The 16,769-nt window shown below is 62.2% G+C and carries 16 protein-coding genes; 7 read left to right on the forward strand and 9 right to left on the reverse strand.

The features are described from left to right. Window positions 1-70: 70 nt before the first annotated feature. Window positions 71-442 (reverse strand): diacylglycerol kinase, encoded by a 372-nt coding sequence (locus OU419_RS21110; RefSeq protein ID WP_254470795.1) that lies wholly within the window; start codon window positions 440-442, stop codon window positions 71-73. An 88-nt stretch (window positions 443-530) separates the two neighbouring features. Further along, window positions 531-1,181 carry a response regulator transcription factor ErdR gene (erdR, locus tag OU419_RS21115; RefSeq protein WP_254470794.1) on the reverse strand — a complete coding sequence of 217 codons (651 nt, stop codon included), beginning with the start codon at window positions 1,179-1,181 and terminating at the stop codon, window positions 531-533. Window positions 1,182-1,419: 238 nt separating this feature from the next. Between erdR and OU419_RS21120 the strand changes: the two genes are divergently transcribed. Further along, window positions 1,420-2,304 carry a DMT family transporter gene (locus tag OU419_RS21120; protein WP_254470793.1) on the forward strand — a complete coding sequence of 295 codons (885 nt, stop codon included), beginning with the start codon at window positions 1,420-1,422 and terminating at the stop codon, window positions 2,302-2,304. Between the two features lie 51 nt (window positions 2,305-2,355). Here OU419_RS21120 and OU419_RS21125 read toward each other — a convergent pair whose 3' ends face one another. Beyond that, the gene (locus tag OU419_RS21125) at window positions 2,356-3,081 is read right to left on the reverse strand and encodes a tRNA-uridine aminocarboxypropyltransferase (RefSeq protein ID WP_254470792.1); all 726 of its coding nucleotides are present in this window, start codon (window positions 3,079-3,081) and stop codon (window positions 2,356-2,358) included. Between the two features lie 247 nt (window positions 3,082-3,328). Here OU419_RS21125 and OU419_RS21130 point away from each other — a divergent pair, with 247 nt between their 5' ends. Further along, a complete protein-coding gene (locus OU419_RS21130) occupies window positions 3,329-3,736 on the forward strand; it encodes a quorum-sensing-regulated virulence factor family protein (RefSeq protein ID WP_254470791.1) in 408 nt (135 codons plus the stop codon). Window positions 3,737-3,747: 11 nt separating this feature from the next. Further along, a complete protein-coding gene (locus tag OU419_RS21135) occupies window positions 3,748-3,963 on the forward strand; it encodes a DUF3820 family protein (RefSeq protein ID WP_152224960.1) in 216 nt (71 codons plus the stop codon). A gap of 36 nt (window positions 3,964-3,999) precedes the next feature. On the opposite strand, the gene OU419_RS21140 is transcribed toward OU419_RS21135, so the two are convergent. After that, window positions 4,000-6,405: a phosphoketolase family protein gene (locus OU419_RS21140; RefSeq protein WP_254470790.1), complete on the reverse strand. Its 2,406-nt coding sequence runs from the start codon at window positions 6,403-6,405 to the stop codon at window positions 4,000-4,002. 123 nt (window positions 6,406-6,528) lie between these two features. On the opposite strand from OU419_RS21140, the gene OU419_RS21145 reads away from it, so the two are divergent. Together OU419_RS21145 and OU419_RS21150 are read left to right on the forward strand one after the other, a co-directional pair. Next, window positions 6,529-7,950 (forward strand): MBL fold metallo-hydrolase RNA specificity domain-containing protein, encoded by a 1,422-nt coding sequence (locus OU419_RS21145; protein WP_254470789.1) that lies wholly within the window; start codon window positions 6,529-6,531, stop codon window positions 7,948-7,950. Between the two features lie 160 nt (window positions 7,951-8,110). Continuing rightward, on the forward strand, window positions 8,111-9,184 hold the full coding sequence (locus tag OU419_RS21150; RefSeq protein ID WP_254470788.1) for an LOG family protein: 1,074 nt from the start codon (window positions 8,111-8,113) through the stop codon (window positions 9,182-9,184). A gap of 39 nt (window positions 9,185-9,223) precedes the next feature. On the opposite strand, the gene recX is transcribed toward OU419_RS21150, so the two are convergent. The 3 genes from recX to OU419_RS21165 form a co-directional block, all read right to left on the reverse strand. Continuing rightward, window positions 9,224-9,688, reverse strand: a complete 465-nt coding sequence (recX, locus tag OU419_RS21155; RefSeq protein ID WP_254470787.1) for a recombination regulator RecX — start codon at window positions 9,686-9,688, stop codon at window positions 9,224-9,226. Window positions 9,689-9,693: 5 nt separating this feature from the next. Further along, a complete protein-coding gene (recA, locus tag OU419_RS21160; protein ID WP_254470786.1) occupies window positions 9,694-10,749 on the reverse strand; it encodes a recombinase RecA in 1,056 nt (351 codons plus the stop codon). Window positions 10,750-10,834: 85 nt separating this feature from the next. Then, window positions 10,835-11,347 (reverse strand): CinA family protein, encoded by a 513-nt coding sequence (locus OU419_RS21165; RefSeq protein ID WP_254470785.1) that lies wholly within the window; start codon window positions 11,345-11,347, stop codon window positions 10,835-10,837. Window positions 11,348-11,429: 82 nt separating this feature from the next. Between OU419_RS21165 and mutS the strand changes: the two genes are divergently transcribed. Continuing rightward, a complete protein-coding gene (gene mutS / locus OU419_RS21170) occupies window positions 11,430-14,003 on the forward strand; it encodes a DNA mismatch repair protein MutS (protein ID WP_254470784.1) in 2,574 nt (857 codons plus the stop codon). Between the two features lie 66 nt (window positions 14,004-14,069). Then, entirely contained in the window at window positions 14,070-14,393 is a 324-nt protein-coding gene (gene fdxA, locus OU419_RS21175) for a ferredoxin FdxA (RefSeq protein ID WP_254470783.1), read from the forward strand. A gap of 416 nt (window positions 14,394-14,809) precedes the next feature. Here fdxA and rpoS read toward each other — a convergent pair whose 3' ends face one another. Together rpoS and OU419_RS21185 are read right to left on the reverse strand one after the other, a co-directional pair. After that, window positions 14,810-15,814 carry an RNA polymerase sigma factor RpoS gene (gene rpoS / locus OU419_RS21180; RefSeq protein WP_254470782.1) on the reverse strand — a complete coding sequence of 335 codons (1,005 nt, stop codon included), beginning with the start codon at window positions 15,812-15,814 and terminating at the stop codon, window positions 14,810-14,812. A gap of 94 nt (window positions 15,815-15,908) precedes the next feature. Further along, window positions 15,909-16,694: a peptidoglycan DD-metalloendopeptidase family protein gene (locus OU419_RS21185; protein WP_408004961.1), complete on the reverse strand. Its 786-nt coding sequence runs from the start codon at window positions 16,692-16,694 to the stop codon at window positions 15,909-15,911. Between the last annotated feature and the right edge of the window lie 75 nt (window positions 16,695-16,769).

A 16,769-nucleotide genomic window follows, 5' to 3' on the forward strand; every position in this document is an offset into this window, starting at 1 on the left:
TGCGAATACCGCGCGAACAGCGGAGCGGCAGGACGGCGTGTGGCCGGGAGGCGGCACACGCCTTGCGATATCAGCCCAGGAGAATGCCAGCCCAGGTGACGGTGATGATGGTCAGCGCAACGAACTGGGCTGCGCTGCCCATGTCCTTGGCATTCTTCGACAACGGATGGCGTTCCAGCGAAACGCGGTCGACCACGGCCTCGATGGCGGAGTTGAGCAGCTCGACAATCAGGGCCAGCAGGCACACTGCGATCAGCAGCGCGCGTTCGCCGCGGGTCACGTCGCAGAAGAATGACAGCGGGATGAGAATGACGTTGATCAGCACCAACTGACGGAAGGCCGCCTCGCCCTTGAAGGCGGCGGCGAAACCGGCCAGGGAATAACCGGTAGCGTTGAGGATGCGTTTCAGGCCGGTCTGGCCTTTGAAGGGGGAAGCGGACACAGGCGTTTCTCACACAAAAGGACGCGGCACTCTATACCAGCGTTCGTCAAAAAGGGATCAAGCGGTTCTACGGGATGTGACGCTGGCATCAGGCGCCAGGTACTGTCTCCATCTGTTGCAGCAGCAGCGCGGCCTGGGTACGGGTGCGCACGTTGAGTTTGCGGAAGATCGCAGTAACGTGGGCCTTCACCGTGGCCTCGGAGACGTTGAGCTCGAAGGCAATCTGCTTGTTCAGCAGGCCTTCGCACACCATCGTGAGGACGCGGAACTGCTGCGGAGTAAGGCTGGAAAGGCCCGCGCTCGCCGCACGCACCTCATCGCTCATCTCGGTTACGGCGTCCACCTGCGGCGGCCACCAGACGTCGCCGTCGAGCACCGCGCGTACGGCCTGCTGCAGGGTGGTCAGTTCGCTGGATTTAGGGATGAAGCCGCTGGCGCCGAATTCGCGAGAGCGCTGCACCACTGCCGCGTCTTCCTGGGCCGACACCATCACCACGGGAATCTGCGGATACTGCCCGCGCAGCAGCACCAGGCCGGAGAAGCCGTAGGCACCGGGCATGTTCAGATCCAGCAGGACCAGATCCCAATCTGACTTTTCATTCAACCTGGCTTCCAGCTCCGCGATGCTAGCCGCCTCCACCAGTCGAGCATCGGGTCCCAGGCCAAGGGTAAGGGCCTGGTGCAGGGCACCACGGAACAACGGGTGATCGTCAGCGATCAGGATCTCGTAGGAAGCCATGAAAATTCCTTGAAAGCCGCGCCTGGGGTCTTGCCGTGGGTAACAGCCTGCCTGCGCGGGAAGGTCGAGCATGGATAGGACACTGCCAGTGCATTGTACGCAAAGACAGCCCCCGGTGTCCGCGCCAATGCGAGGGAGTCGACCCTGTCACTGCGCCCGCTGGCAAGGCATGCCCCTTTCCAACGGGCCGGGCTTGCGGCAGAGTTCCGCTCTTTTCCCGCCGTTCGAGAACAACAAGATGAAAAGCCACGCCTTGCGCGCCGATATCCTGATGCTGATTACCGCGATGATCTGGGGGGTATCCTTCGTCGCACAGCGCCTGGGAATGGACGCCATCGGCCCGTTCCTCTATACCGGCCTGCGTTTCGCGCTCGGCGCGCTGGTGCTGCTGCCGCTGCTGGCCTGGTCGAGCAAGCGCGGCGCCCAGCCGTTCAACCGTGGCCTGCTGCTGGCGGGCCTGGCAATCGGCATCGCTCTGACCCTGGGGATCAATCTGCAACAGGTCGGCCTGCTGTTCACCAGCGTCACCAACTCCGGATTCATCACCGGCCTGTACGTGATCATCGTGCCGCTGCTGGGGCTGTTCCTGGGCCATCGCACCGGCCTGGGTACCTGGCTCGGCGCGGCCCTTGCGGTGATCGGCATGGCGATGCTCAGCATCGGTCCGAACTTCCACGTCGCCTCCGGCGACTGGCTGCAACTCACCGGCGCACTGGTCTGGGGTTGCCACGTACTGCTGGTGGGCCTCTTCGCCAGCCGCTACGACCCGATTCGCCTGGCCTTCCTGCAATTCGTGACCTGTTCGGTGGTCAGCCTGGCCCTGGCGGTGATTTTCGAAGAAATCCACTGGGACGCCATCGCCCAGGCCGGCCCTGCGCTGCTCTATGGCGGCCTGCTCGGAGTCGGTACCGGCTTCACCCTGCAAGTAGTGGCGCAGAAGCACGCCATCGCGTCGCATGCGGCGATCATCCTCTCGCTGGAAGCGGTGTTCGCTGCCATCGCCGGCGCCGTCTTCCTCGACGAAACGCTGCACATGCGCGGCTACATTGGCTGTGGGCTGATGCTCCTGGGCATGCTGGTAGCACAACTGTGGCCGAAGAAGGCCGAGGCGAAGCCGGCCTGATCTATCGCGCTCCCGGGCATCGACTCGGGAGCGTTTCAGGCAGCGCCCCGTCTAGGAATCAGAGCGCCGGGTGAACGGCATCAGTGCCTGATGCGCCGGGCTCTGCTGGTCCAGTGGCTGCTGGCACTTGGAGCCCAGGTAGCGTTCGCTGAACACATCCAGATAGGCATCCAGCGCATCGCCGGCGCGGCGGTCGCCTGCCAGCCCCAGGCACAGCGCTGCGACTTCCGCGGTGCACAGATGCTCGTCGAACTTGGAACGGCGCAGGCGATAGCGCGACAGTGCATCCGGCGTGATGCTCAGCACCGGGAAACGGTCCAGGTACGGGCTCTTGCGGAACATCTTGCGCGCCTCGTTCCAGGTCGCATCCAGCAGGATGAACAGCGGCCGCCTGCCCGCCTCGGGCAGCACCTCGGTGACTACCCGCTCCGGCTGCACGAACTCGCCGGGAAACACCACATACGGCTGCCACTGCGGATCATCGAGCAGCGCCAGCAGGGCCGGGTCGACCTCGATGCGCGACCATCCAAAGGCCCAGGTATCGGGAACCGTTTCGGCGATCAACCAGCCGGTATTGCTGGGTTTGAGCGGCTCGGTGTCGAACATCACCAGGCACATCCCAGCATTGGCCTCTACCTGCGGGCGCAGGCCGCACATGCAGTAGTTCGGCCGCAAGCGGCAGCCTGGGCAACGCGGCGAGCGCGAACCACGGGCCACGAACGGCTTGACGCAACGGGCAAGCCGTTCGTCGCGAAGACGGGCAACGGCGTGGCTCATGAGTGCGCCTCCAGGAAGCGAACAGGCGATCGGAACATCGGGGACTCGGACAGCAGAAGGGGAGCGGATTGCTGATTGTAACAGAGCTGCTACGCCGCTCCGCCGCAAGGCGCGCGCAGCGCGTCGTCACTGCGACAATAGATTCTCGGCACGGGAGCGCTTTTCAGGGACAATGGCGGGCTGGAACAACCGGCGAACCCCAGCAGGTCCGTACGGTCGATATCGGCAACATTGTCAGGAGATGCCCATGCTGCGCCTCACCGCCCTCGCCCTCTGCCTCGCCCTTCCCGCAGCGCACGCCGCTTCGCTCAAGAACTACGAACTGTCCCAGATGCTGGACAAGGTCGCCAAGGAAAGCAGCGAAGGCACTCCGCGCGCGATCAATGAGGACATCCTCGACCAGGGCTACACCGTCGATGGCAATCAACTGATCAACCACCTCAGCGTCCGCGCCAGCCACGCCGAGCGCATGCGCGCCAATCCGGACAGCGTACGCAGCCAGTTGGGCGACAGCGTCTGCAGCAACACCGGCTACCGCCAGTTGCTGGCCAAGGGCGCGATCCTCACTTACAGCTTCACCGAGTACAAGACCAACGCCCCGGTAGCCACCGAGCGCTTCGACGCCGGCAGTTGCAAGATCAAGCCGCAGAAGTAACTCCCCTCCACATGCTCGACAAACTGCAGTTGCTGAAGATCGCACGCACCCCGATGCCCTTCGGCAAATACCAGGGGCGCATGCTGGTGGACCTGCCGGAAGAATACCTGCTGTGGTTCCACCGCAAGGGCGAGTTTCCCAAGGGTGAGTTGGGCCAACTGATGCAATTGACCCTCGAGCTCAAGATCGACGGCCTCGACGGCCTGATCAAACCGCTGAAACGCTGACACCGGGCAACCGCGCAGACGGTTGCCCGGATCGCTTCAGCGCAGCAACGCCGGATCGCCCTTGCCCGCCACCGCAGCCGCTTCGTCGGGCGTCAGAAGCGCGGTACGCGGTACATCCATCAGCCGTGCACAGGCAGCCAGCACATTGGCCCAGCTTGCGCGGTTGGCGAACAGCATGCCGGCTTCGTCGAGCGTTCCGCCCTGGTTGCGATATCCCAGAACCGAAGTTTTCAAGGCATCCGGCAGGATCGGCCAGAGATGCCCGCGGACTACTTCCGGGCGCATGTGCGTCAACAGCACGCGCCGCTCGCAATGATCCGGGAACAGCCTGGCGGTCAGCGCCTCGTCAGCCACCACCTGCAACTCCCAATTGTCGCGCGGCGCACGGAAGCGGCCGGGCTCCTGCAGATACACCAGACGGTACGGATAGCCCGCTTCCTCCAGGCGTATTGCCGCCCGCCGCATCTCCGCCAGTTGATAGCTGCCGTTGGCGATCAGCAACAACGGATCGCTACCCGGGTGCTCTTCCAGCACTAGCGCACCCTCGCGGGCCAACTGCTCGGCCTGGGCCTGACTGAACTCCGATGGCCGCTCGCGCTTGGGCACCACCATGCAGGTCAACTGACCGCGGCTACGATAGATCTCCGGAAGCAGTGCCAGCACACTATTATGGTCGGCGGGGAATACCACCCGGACCATGTCGCTCATCTCCCCGAGTAACGCTTCGCAGAACGTCGTGTCCTGGTGCGACTGTTGGTTCTTGCCATTCTCCCACGTGTGTGAGGTCGCCACGAGGGGCCAGCCGAGCCAGCCGGCGGGGCGACCGATTTCCTTCTGCTGGCGGGCGAAGATGATCGTCTGGCGCACCGCGCCCAGCATCTTCACGCAGAACGCCTCGTAACTCGCCACAAGGTTGAGACCGCCCTGGTTGGCCAGGCAGGCAGAAACCACGGCCTCCTCGTTGAGGGCGGTGATGACTCGGCCATCCACGGCTTCCAACTCGCTCTCCGGCTCGGCGACGCGATGCTTGAGCGCCTTGAGCACGCCACCCAGGCGATTGCTGGCAAGCTCATCCGGGTTACCCACCCGTGCGCGCAAGTCGGGGTTCGCCGCGCACAGGTCGACGTAAAAGCGGTCCAGCGCCGCCATTGGCGAGCACAGGTCGCTGCGATAGTGCAATTCGGGGATCGAAGGCTCGATGGGGCGACGCACTGCCAGCGGGTTATCGCGCTCCAGAACACGTCCGTTGCGGGACGCACCGATTAGAGCGCAGGCCTGCGCCAGCTCCTGCGGGTCGACCCAGAGCGGAGCGGCGTGCTGGTTGAACAGCTCGCGCGCCACGGAATCACTGCTCGGATTCCCCGGCAACGGCAGGTTATGCGCGGCATTGCTGCCGGCGCCATAGAAGCCGTAACCCTTGACCGTCTCGGCGATGCCGTAGGGAATCGGCAACGGATAGCTGAGAATCCCCCGCCCCAGTTCCTCTATCCGATGCTGCAGGCGCTCCTCCATTTCCCACAGTGTGCAGACGAATGCAGCCGGATCCCGGCCGTCGAAGCTGATCGGATCAAATCCGCAGCGGCGCAGATGCTGCTTGAACCCCTCCAGGCCTTCATGAGTGCCAAGATCGGTGCGTTGCTCGATACGCCGGCCATTGGCAATCATCACCGGCAGGGCCGTGCCACAGTCCTCGGCCCGCCACCAGCGCGGAATCCAGTCACTGCCGCGTTGTTCCTCGGCAGCGCCGTCGGACAGGAACGCCACCAGCGTCTCGCCAGGAAGCGGCATGTGCGCGTACATCAACTCTGCGAACCCGAGATAGCCGCCTTCGGCAATGCCACCGGCGGTATGCGGATTGACATGGCTACCCAGCGGCGCGGCGACCGTGCCGTCCGCGGCCTGGACATAGCTGTAGAAATCCCGAACCAGACGATTGAGCCCTTCCTCGCCCTGCTCGTACGCAGCAGACTGCTCTGGATGAAGGTTTCCGGTCAGCACGTTCAGCGCATCGATCGCCGCCACGCAGTGCCCCTGCCCCATCAGCCAGCCACGGGTCTTGCCACTGAGCGCATTGAGCGCAAGGTAGCCCGCATAGGCCGGCACCATGTTCAATGCACCGCCAGTGTGGCCTTCCGGAATGGTCTTGAAGTCGTCGCTCTGCAGGGGCGAACCGTCCAGACGCACACGCCGGGCATAAGTCATGTGCGCCACCAGCCAGAGGCCGGCGCAGGTCAGCCGGTCGAGGGCGATGAACATCCGGTAGACGCTGTCCAGATCCGGCTGCAAACCGTACTGGACTAATTGGTGAGCGACGCGAAAGACCGCCGCCTGGGTCTGCGGGCTATGCTGAAGCGGACCTCGGCCACGCAGCCACTGGGCGTACGCCGGTTCTGCGGCCGCGTGAGCGGCGAGTTCTTCCGGGCTGGGCAGGATCTGGGGCATCGTCGGCTCTCCGTTGGGTACAAGGCAAGTCTAGGCGCCCAGCCCGGACCGTCGCTGACTTGTATCAAGGCCACCCGGACGGGAGTACGCGAGGCTGAATCATTAGCGGATATTGGAGGCATCATGGCCCTGCTCACTTTCATTGGCGCGATCCAGGAGGTCACCGGCTCCTGTTACCTGCTGGAAACCCGCGACGGCATGCGCGTGCTGCTCGAATGCGGAATGCGCCAGGGGCGCAGCGCGAGCAAAGGCACTCGCGATAATGAGGCCAGCAATGCGGCGCCCTTCCCGTTCGACCCGAAACAACTCGATGCCGTGGTCATTTCCCACGCGCACCTGGACCACAGCGGCTTGCTGCCCCGCCTGGCGAAGGAGGGCTATTCCGGACCGATCTATGCCACTGAATCCTGTTGCGACCTGCTTGAACTGATGCTGATGGACTCGGCGCATATTCAGGAGAAGGACGCCGAGTGGGAGAACAAGTGGCGAGCGCGGCTCAACCGCCCGCCGGTCAAGCCGCTCTATACCCTGGAAGATGCCTCCCGCGCCCTGAATCTGCGGCGCCGAGTCAGCTACGGCAGCACCGTGGAAGTCGCCCGCGGCATCCGCGTCACCTTCCACAACGCCGGGCACATCCTGGGCTCGGCCATCGTCGAAATCGAGATTCACGAATTCGGCCTCACACGCCGCCTGGTGTTCTCCGGCGATCTCGGCAGTACCTGCTCCCCGCTGATGCGCACACCAACACCGCTGAACCGGGCCGATGTGGTCCTGCTGGAGTCCACCTACGGCGACCGCGATCACCGCGATGGCAACGAAACACTGCTGGAGCTGGCGGGAATCCTCGAACAGGCACAGCGCGACGGAGGCAACGTACTCATCCCCTCCTTCGCCGTCGGTCGTACCCAGGACCTGCTCTACTACCTCGGGCGTTTCTACCAGGAGGGTCGACTGCCGCAGAAGATGGTCTACCTCGACAGCCCGATGGCCGCCCAGGCGAACAACATCTACCTGCGCCACGCCAATGAGTTCGCCGACGCCGACCGCGAATACATCCGCGGCACGGGCACAACGCGTCTGGACGAATGGCTGCCGATACTGCGCACCACCCAGAGCGTCGACGAATCGATGGCGCTCAACCGTATCCAGAGCGGCGCGATCATCATCGCCGGAAGTGGCATGTGTACTGGAGGGCGGATAGTCCACCACCTCAAGCACAACCTCTGGCGCGAGGAATGCCATATCGTCTTCCCCGGCTTCCAGGCCAAAGGTACGCTGGGCCGCGCCATTGTCGACGGTGCAGAAACCGTGCGGATCCTGCGGCAGCGCATCAGCGTCCGGGCAAAAATCCACACCCTGGGCGGGTTCTCCGCTCACGCGGGACAATCGCAATTAATTCAGTGGGTTGGCCACTTCGAACACAAACCCGAGCTATACCTGATACATGGCGAACGAGAGAAAATGGACGCCCTGCAGAAGGCGCTCGGCGATCGCCTTGGCTGGAACGCGAACATACCGGAGCCGGGGGACCGGATAGCGATCTGAAACATGGCTTGCCGGACTGCCACATCCCACTTGCCAGACTGCCAGCCCTCCCGCATGGGCCTGTGCATGGCGCAGCACGGCACGTGCCTCGGCGACACCGTGCACGCCTGGCCCTGGCACATGCACAAGCCACAGGGGTTGATGAACAAGGAGTATCAACATGCCCTATGAGCCCGACGATTATCTCTCCAGACACTTCCAGACCAGCGGCACTGACCTGGCGCAGAAAATAGAAGAGCTCGCCGCCCTCGCCGCTCCTGGCGGCAGTCCGAACCTGCCGCTCTACCGCGAAATGCTCACCACCGTTGCACGCATGGCCCAGGCCGACCGCAATCGCTGGGACGCCAAGATCATGCTGCAAACCTTGCGGGAGATGGAGCACGCCTTCAGCACCCTGGAACAGTTCAAGCGCCGACGCAAAGTCACGGTATTCGGATCGGCACGGACCCCGGCGGACCATCCGGTCTACGCCCTCGCCCGCCAGCTAGGCCAGACGTTGGCACGCTACGACCTGATGGTCATCACTGGCGCAGGCGGAGGCATCATGACCGCGGCTCACGAAGGAGCAGGGCTGGAAAACAGCCTGGGATTCAACATCACGCTGCCCTTCGAGCAGCACGCCAACCGCATCGTCGACGGAACGAGCAACCTGCTGTCGTTCCACTTCTTCTTCCTGCGCAAACTGTTCTTCGTGAAGGAGGCCGACGCCCTGGTGCTCTGCCCTGGCGGCTTCGGCACGCTGGACGAAGCACTGGAGGTGCTGACCCTGATCCAGACAGGCAAGAGTCCGTTGGTCCCGGTGGTACTGCTCGACCAGCCTGGCGGGCACTATTGGGATCATGCGCTTGAGTTCATCAAGGAACAGCTCCAGGACAATGGTTACATCCTGCCCAGCGACATGAACCTGATGAAGCTCGTGCACTCGGCGGAAGATGCAGCAGATGAGATTGCGCACTTCTATAGCAACTTCCACTCCAGCCGCTGGCTGAAGGACCGCTTCGTGATTCGCCTGAATCACCCACTGAGTCAGCATGCCCTGAAGTTGCTGGAAAAGGAGTTCGGTAACCTTTGCGTGACTGACGGTTTCCACCAGCAACCCTATAGCGAGTCGGAACTGGATGAGCCGGAGTTCGCTCACCTCACTCGCCTGGCTTTCGCCTTCAACGGCCGTGACCAGGGGCGTCTGCGCGAGTTGCTGAACTACATCAACCAGCCAGAAAACTGGGAACGCTGAGCCTGAAACGAACAAGGCACCCTTGTGGGGTGCCTTGCTTCAATCCTCTGCGTGTCGACCGCTTAACAATCTGCTGATCGACTCCATCGAGTAACCTCGATAGCTCAGGAACCGCCCCTGCTGGGCCCGTTCACGAGCATCCTGCGGCAGTCGCGCGAACTTGCGGCGCCAGACTTCTCGCAGATTTTCGTTCCAGTCGACATCCGACTCGGAGAGGGCCGAGTCGATCTCGCCGCGAGGCAATCCACGCTGGGATAGCTCCTCACGAATCCGCACCGGGCCGTACCCGGCCCGCGCCCGGCTGGAGATATAGCTTTCCAGATAACGACTTTCATTGAGCAACCCCTCCTCGGCCAAACGGTCGAGGGCGGGGTCGATCAGTTCCTGTGTGGCACCACGCTGACGTAGCTTGCGCGATAGCTCAGCCCGGCCATGCTCGCGCCGAGCCAGCAGGTCCATAGCGACCCGCCGCACAGCGACGAGGTTATCGAGCTCGACCGCCATGCCTATCAGTAGTCGGCTTCCGCTTCTGCTTCGGCTTCCGCCGCCGCGAGTTCAGCCTTGGTAGGAGCCGGCTGGTTGGTCAGCAGTTGCTCGCGAATGGCCTTGTCGAGGGTGTTGCAGATTTCAGTGTTCTCTTCCAGGAACTTGGCGGCATTGGCCTTGCCCTGGCCGATCTTGTTGCCCTGATAGCTGTACCAGGCGCCCGACTTCTCGATCAGTCCCAGTTGTACACCGAGGTCGATGATCTCGCCGGTACGGTAGATGCCACGGCCGTACATAATCTGGAACTCGGCCTGGCGGAACGGCGGGGCGACCTTGTTTTTCACAACCTTGACGCGGGTTTCGCTACCGACCACCTCGTCGCCCTCTTTCACCGCGCCGGTACGGCGGATGTCCAGGCGAACGGACGAGTAGAACTTCAGTGCGTTACCACCGGTGGTGGTTTCCGGGTTGCCGAACATCACACCGATCTTCATACGGATCTGGTTGATGAAGATAACCAGGCAGTTGGCGTTCTTGATGTTGCCGGTGATCTTGCGCAGAGCCTGCGACATCAGACGGGCCTGCAGACCAACGTGCTGATCCCCCATCTCGCCTTCGATCTCAGCCTTCGGAACCAGAGCAGCCACGGAGTCGACGATGATCACATCCACCGCATTGGAGCGCACCAGCATGTCGGTGATTTCCAAGGCCTGTTCGCCAGTATCCGGCTGGGAGACCAGCAGGTCGTCGACGTTGACGCCCAGCTTGCCAGCGTAGTCCGGGTCCAGCGCGTGCTCAGCATCGACGAAGGCGCAGGTAGCGCCAGCCTTCTGGGCCTGGGCGATGACCGACAGGGTCAGGGTGGTCTTACCCGAGGATTCCGGGCCGTAGATTTCGACGATACGACCTTTCGGCAGGCCGCCGATGCCGAGCGCAATGTCCAGCCCCAGGGAGCCAGTGGAGATGGCCGGAATGGCCTGGCGCTCATGGTCGCCCATGCGCATGACAGCGCCTTTGCCGAATTGGCGCTCGATCTGTCCCAGGGCCGCGGCCAGGGCGCGCTTCTTGTTCTCGTCCATTGAAATCCTCGCGAAGTCAGGGGGCCGGACGGCCACGAACAACTGTATAAGTAGACAGTATTATTCCACAGGGCAAGCCGCTCGCCTACCCCTCGATCGGATTTTCCCCGCCAGCCAGTCGCAAGACCCCTGCCAGAGCGGTCGCCACTGTCTGGCGGCGCACTGCCGCGCGATCGCCGGCATATAGACGGCACACACTGAAGGTCTGTGAACCTTTCCTCCATGCCAACCAGACTGTCCCTACGGGCTTTTCCGCCGATCCGCCATCGGGGCCGGCAATTCCGCTCACTGCAACGGCAATATCCGCGCCGCTGCGAGGCAAGGCTCCGGCCACCATCGCCTCAACCACTTCTCGGCTCACGGCACCAACCTTGGGGAACAGCTCAGCCGGCACATCCAGTTGCCGGGTTTTCTGCTCATTCGAATAGGTGATATAGCCCGCCTCGAACCAGGCCGAGCTTCCGGAGATACGCGTGATCGCCTCGGCAATCCCGCCGCCGGTGCAGGATTCGGCGGTAGTGACACGCAGTCCGTTGGCCGCAAGCCGCGCGCCGAGCAATGCGGAGAGTTCGGTAATCGAGGAATCGGTGACGGACACAATGTGCTCCGGGGTTAAAGAAGGCCAGGCCGATACCGTACACTAGGCGCTTTTGCATGTTGAAGCCGGACAGCCAGAAGCCATGAGCCAGAGCGACCTCTCCGCCCACACCCCGATGATGCAACAGTACTGGCGACTGAAGAATCAGCACCCGGATCAGTTGATGTTCTACCGCATGGGCGACTTCTACGAGCTGTTTTACGAAGATGCCAAGAAGGCTGCCAAGCTGTTGGACATCACCCTGACCGCGCGCGGCCAATCCGCCGGCAACGCGATTCCGATGGCCGGAATTCCATTCCATTCCGCCGAGGGCTATCTGGCCAAACTCGTGAAGCTCGGCGAGTCGGTAGTGATCTGCGAGCAAATCGGCGACCCAGCCACCAGCAAGGGGCCGGTGGAGCGCCAGGTCGTGCGCATCATCACTCCCGGCACCGTCAGCGACGAGGCGCTGCTGGATGAACGCCGCGACAACCTGCTCGCCGCTGTGCTGGGCGATGAACGCCTGTTCGGCCTGGCCGTCCTGGATATCACCAGCGGTCGCTTCAGTGTTCAGGAGATCAAAGGCTGGGAAAACCTGCTGGCCGAGCTGGAGCGCATGAATCCCGCCGAGCTGCTGATTCCCGATGATTGGCCCCAAGGGCTGCCCGCGGAAAAACGCCGTGGCGTTCGGCGTCGCGCGCCCTGGGACTTCGACCGCGATTCCGCGAACAAGAGTCTCTGCCAACAGTTCGGCGTCCAGGACCTCAAGGGTTTCGGCTGCCAGGAACTGACCCTCGCCATCGGCGCAGCCGGCTGTCTGCTGGCCTACGCCAAGGAAACCCAACGCACCGCGCTACCGCACCTGCGCAGCCTGCGTCACGAGCGCATCGACGATACCGTCATACTCGATGGCGCCAGCCGCCGAAACCTGGAACTCGATACCAACCTCGCAGGCGGCCGCGACAATACCCTGCAATCGGTGGTGGACCGCTGCCAGACCGCAATGGGCAGCCGGCTGCTCACCCGCTGGCTGAACCGCCCACTGCGCGACCGCGCGGTACTGGAGGCGCGCCAGGAGTCCATCGCCTGTCTGCTGGAGCGCTACCGCTTCGAGAATCTGCAACCACAGCTCAAGGAAATCGGCGACGTCGAGCGCATCCTGGCCCGTATCGGGCTGCGCAACGCCCGTCCGCGCGACCTCGCCCGTCTGCGCGATGCGCTCGCTGCCCTGCCGGAACTGCAGCGTGGCATGACCGAACTGGAAGCACCGCACCTCGGTCGACTGGCCATCAGCATCCGCACCTATCCGGAACTCGCGGAGTTGCTGGCCCGCGCCGTGATCGAAAATCCGCCCGCGGTCATCCGCGACGGCGGCGTGATCGCGCGCGGCTACGACGCCGAACTGGATGAGCTGCAGATGCTCAGCGAAAACGCCGGGCAGTACCTGATGGACCTGGAAACCCGTGAAAAGGCTCGTACCGGCCTGCCGAACCTCAAGGTCGGCTACAACCGCATTCATGGCTACTACATCGAACTGCCCCGCGTACAGGCCGAGCAGGCGCCCGCCGACTACATCCGCCGGCAGACTCTGAAAGGCGCCGAGCGCTTCATCACCCCAGAACTGAAAGCCTTCGAAGACAAGGCCCTGTCCGCCCAGAGCCGTGCCCTCGCGCGGGAGAAGCAGCTCTATGAAGAGCTGCTGGAACTGCTGATCGCCCATTTGGCTCCGCTGCAGGATACAGCCGCGGCGCTCGCCGAACTGGATGTGCTGAGCAACCTCGCCGAACGCGCACTGAATCTTGACCTTAACCGCCCGCACTTCGTCGAAGAGTCGGGAATCCTGATCGAGCAGGGCCGTCATCCGGTAGTCGAGCAGGTACTCGAAACCCCGTTCGTCGCCAACGATCTGAATCTCGATGAAGATACTCGCATGCTGGTGATAACCGGTCCGAACATGGGCGGTAAATCTACCTATATGCGGCAAACAGCGCTGATAGTCCTACTGGCACACATTGGCAGTTTCGTGCCGGCGGCTCGCTGTGAGCTGTCTCTTGTAGACCGCATCTTCACCCGCATTGGATCCTCGGACGACCTGGCCGGAGGTCGCTCGACCTTCATGGTCGAGATGAGCGAGACCGCGAACATCCTGCACAACGCCAGTGATCGCAGCCTGGTGCTGATGGACGAAGTGGGCCGCGGCACCAGCACCTTCGATGGCCTGTCGCTGGCATGGGCCGCAGCCGAGCACCTGGCCAGACTGCGGGCGTTCACTCTGTTCGCTACCCACTATTTCGAGCTGACCGTGCTCCCCGAAAGCGAGCCAGCGGTGGCCAATGTGCATCTCAATGCCACCGAGCACAACGAGCGAATCGTCTTCCTGCACCACGTGCTGCCTGGCCCGGCAAGCCAGAGCTATGGCCTGGCAGTGGCGCAGCTTGCTGGCGTCCCGGGTGCGGTAATTCAGCGCGCCCGTGAACACCTGGCCCGCCTCGAGACGACAAGCCTACCGCACGAGGCGCCACGCACCGGCAACGCCAAAGGCCCTGCGCCCATGCAGAGCGACCTTTTTGCCAGTCTTCCGCACCCGGTCGTCGATGAATTGACTCGCATCAGTCCGGATGATCTGACGCCACGCCAGGCTCTCGATTTGTTATATGCATGGAAGATGCGAGTCTGACGGACCGCGGAACAAGCTGTTAGAATCGCGCGCGCTTCGCCGCCCGCCTGAGGAGAGAATTAGAAAATGACCTTCGTCGTCACCGACAACTGCATCAAGTGCAAATACACCGACTGCGTGGAAGTCTGCCCGGTGGACTGCTTCTACGAAGGCCCGAACTTCCTGGTGATTCACCCGGATGAGTGCATCGACTGCGCCCTGTGCGAACCGGAATGTCCGGCACAGGCGATCTTCTCCGAGGACGAGGTCCCGGAGAACATGCAGGAGTACATCGAGCTGAACAAGGATCTGGCTGAAGTCTGGCCGAATATCACCGAGAAGAAGGATTCTCTGCCGGACGCCGAAGAGTGGGACGGTAAGCCGAACAAGCTGCAGTACCTGGAGCGTTGATCTCCACGAAGGCCCGCCTGGCGCGGGCCTTCGTCTATCTGCGGAAACACTTTTCTGCAGGCAAAAAAAAGGGGCGGGATAACCCGCCCACTCTTTTTTCCTTAACTCATCATCCTGATGAGTCGCATCCAGCGACGTCCTAACCAGCATCCTGCCAGCTTGCGCCCTTCCGTGTACGCAGGAGTGATGTTACTCGACTCCCGCCGCGCAGCAAGTGAGGCATCTTCGCCCCTTTAGCACATCGCCATACTGACCCAGCGCAATTAACTCCTTTAAAAACAATAAGATAAATTCAAACAGGGATTAAGCGAGCAGCCTTTCAAGCTCAACGCTCACACGTCGTGTAAGCAAATGCCTACATGAGAACACATAAAAAAACCCGGAATCATCCGGGCTTCTTCAGGTCGTCCAAATGCCTACTGGAACAGGGCATCGCTGGAAAGACCATTCTTCTCCAGGATCTCACGCAGACGCTTTAGCGCTTCGACCTGGATCTGGCGTACCCGCTCACGGGTGAGCCCGATCTCCTGGCCGACCTCCTCCAGCGTGCTGCTTTCATGGCCGCGCAGACCAAAGCGGCGAATGACGACTTCCCGCTGCTTGTCGGTCAGCTCCGATAGCCACAGGTCGATACTCTCGCTGAGATCATCGTCCTGTAGCAGCTCGCACGGATCGGTGGGCCGATCGTCTGTCAGGGTGTCGAGCAACGTCTTGTCTGAGTCCGGGCCGAGCGAAACATCCACGGAAGTCACTCGCTCGTTGAGGCCGAGCATACGCTTGACCTCATCCACCGGCTTCTCCAGCAGATTGGCGATTTCTTCCGGGGAAGGCTCGTGATCCAGCTTGTGGGTCAATTCGCGCGCCGCCCGCAGGTAGACGTTGAGCTCCTTGACCACATGGATCGGCAGTCGAATGGTACGGGTCTGGTTCATGATGGCCCGTTCGATGGTCTGACGAATCCACCAAGTCGCATAGGTGGAGAAGCGGAAGCCACGTTCCGGGTCGAACTTTTCCACTGCCCGGATCAGTCCGAGGTTGCCCTCTTCGATCAGGTCGAGCAGCGAAAGGCCGCGGTTGACATACCGTCTCGCGATCTTCACTACCAGGCGCAGGTTGCTTTCGATCATCCTGCGTCGACCGGCCGGATCGCCCTTCTGCGCAAGACGCGCGAAGTGGACCTCTTCTTCCGGGGTCAACAGGGGGGAAAAGCCGATTTCATTCAGATACAGCTGGGTAGCGTCGAGCGCCCGACTGTAATCGATGTGTTTGTGTTGCTTGAGAGAGGAAAGAGAGGTGGCTTTGGGAGTGACTTGAAGCGATACCTGCTCTTCGGCAAGTGACTCTTCAAAAATGATGCCCGGCTCCAAAAGGAGCACTTCATCATCGACGTCAAACTCCGGCCCTTCTTTTTTAAGTGCCATGTCGTTATCCCTTGCTGAGTTCGACAACAAGCCCAGGCGTGTCCTTATCCTTGGGACACCTAGGCCCGCCACCCACGCAGGGGAACAGCAACCGTCAACGATTTGGCAGGTATTGCAGCGGATCTACAGGCTTACCCTGGCGGCGAATCTCGAAGTGCAGCTTCACCCGGTCAGTCCCTGTGGAGCCCATCTCGGCAATGTTCTGCCCGACCTTGACCTGTTGCCCTTCCCGCACCAGCAACCTGCGGTTGTGACCGTAGGCGCTTACGTAGGTATCGCTGTGCTTGATGATCACGAGTTCGCCGTAGCCCCGCAAACCACTACCGGCGTATACCACCGTGCCATTGGACGCAGCCAAGACAGGCTGGCCCAATTGTCCGGCTATATCAATCCCTTTATTCAAACTGCCGTTTGATGCAAAACGCCCAATCAAAGTGCCATTAGTTGGCCATATCCAACCACTGCTTCCCCCTCCCGAGGCTGCCGGAGTTGCAGTGCTAGAGGTGGATTGCGTCGAAGATGCGGCGGTCGACTGGGTCGGTTTACTGGCGCTGGAGGTCGTGGAAGCCGGTTTGTTGACGACTACTGGCGCGACGGGCGTTGTATTTCTGACGACAGACGGTTGACCGCCATCGAAGCGAATCGCCTGCCCCGGACGGATGGTGTAGGGAGCGGAAATGTCGTTGCGGGCGGCCAGAGCTTTCCAGTCCCAGCCATAGCGGAAGGCAATGGAATACAGCGTATCGCCGGGGCGAACCACGTACTGGCCGGTGGTGACCGCGGGTTTTCGTGCCGATGCGTTGCTGCGATCGACAACCGTGGTTCCGCTCCGCGACGAGGATGTACAGGCCGCCAGCAGAGAGCAGACGGCAATGACCAGCGCGGCGTGGCCCAGGCCCTTGATCCAGTTCCGTTGTCGCAGGGTCGCTGTCAGGCTCACCCATCCCCCTTATCC

The organism is Pseudomonas triclosanedens, from assembly GCF_026686735.1.
GTDB classification, from domain to species: Bacteria; Pseudomonadota; Gammaproteobacteria; order Pseudomonadales; family Pseudomonadaceae; genus Pseudomonas; species Pseudomonas triclosanedens.

What these genes read in the sequence shown, in the direction of transcription:
- erdR (WP_254470794.1), bottom strand. Translation starts at nt 1,181, where the DNA reads ATGGCTTCCTACGAGATCCTGATCGCTGACGATCACCCGTTGTTCCGT.
- OU419_RS21120 (WP_254470793.1), top strand. Translation starts at nt 1,420, where the DNA reads ATGAAAAGCCACGCCTTGCGCGCCGATATCCTGATGCTGATTACCGCG.
- OU419_RS21125 (WP_254470792.1), bottom strand. Translation starts at nt 3,081, where the DNA reads ATGAGCCACGCCGTTGCCCGTCTTCGCGACGAACGGCTTGCCCGTTGC.
- OU419_RS21130 (WP_254470791.1), top strand. Translation starts at nt 3,329, where the DNA reads ATGCTGCGCCTCACCGCCCTCGCCCTCTGCCTCGCCCTTCCCGCAGCG.
- OU419_RS21135 (WP_152224960.1), top strand. Translation starts at nt 3,748, where the DNA reads ATGCTCGACAAACTGCAGTTGCTGAAGATCGCACGCACCCCGATGCCC.
- OU419_RS21140 (WP_254470790.1), bottom strand. Translation starts at nt 6,405, where the DNA reads ATGCCCCAGATCCTGCCCAGCCCGGAAGAACTCGCCGCTCACGCGGCC.
- OU419_RS21145 (WP_254470789.1), top strand. Translation starts at nt 6,529, where the DNA reads ATGGCCCTGCTCACTTTCATTGGCGCGATCCAGGAGGTCACCGGCTCC.
- OU419_RS21150 (WP_254470788.1), top strand. Translation starts at nt 8,111, where the DNA reads ATGCCCTATGAGCCCGACGATTATCTCTCCAGACACTTCCAGACCAGC.
- recX (WP_254470787.1), bottom strand. Translation starts at nt 9,688, where the DNA reads ATGGCGGTCGAGCTCGATAACCTCGTCGCTGTGCGGCGGGTCGCTATG.
- recA (WP_254470786.1), bottom strand. Translation starts at nt 10,749, where the DNA reads ATGGACGAGAACAAGAAGCGCGCCCTGGCCGCGGCCCTGGGACAGATC.
- mutS (WP_254470784.1), top strand. Translation starts at nt 11,430, where the DNA reads ATGAGCCAGAGCGACCTCTCCGCCCACACCCCGATGATGCAACAGTAC.
- fdxA (WP_254470783.1), top strand. Translation starts at nt 14,070, where the DNA reads ATGACCTTCGTCGTCACCGACAACTGCATCAAGTGCAAATACACCGAC.
- rpoS (WP_254470782.1), bottom strand. Translation starts at nt 15,814, where the DNA reads ATGGCACTTAAAAAAGAAGGGCCGGAGTTTGACGTCGATGATGAAGTG.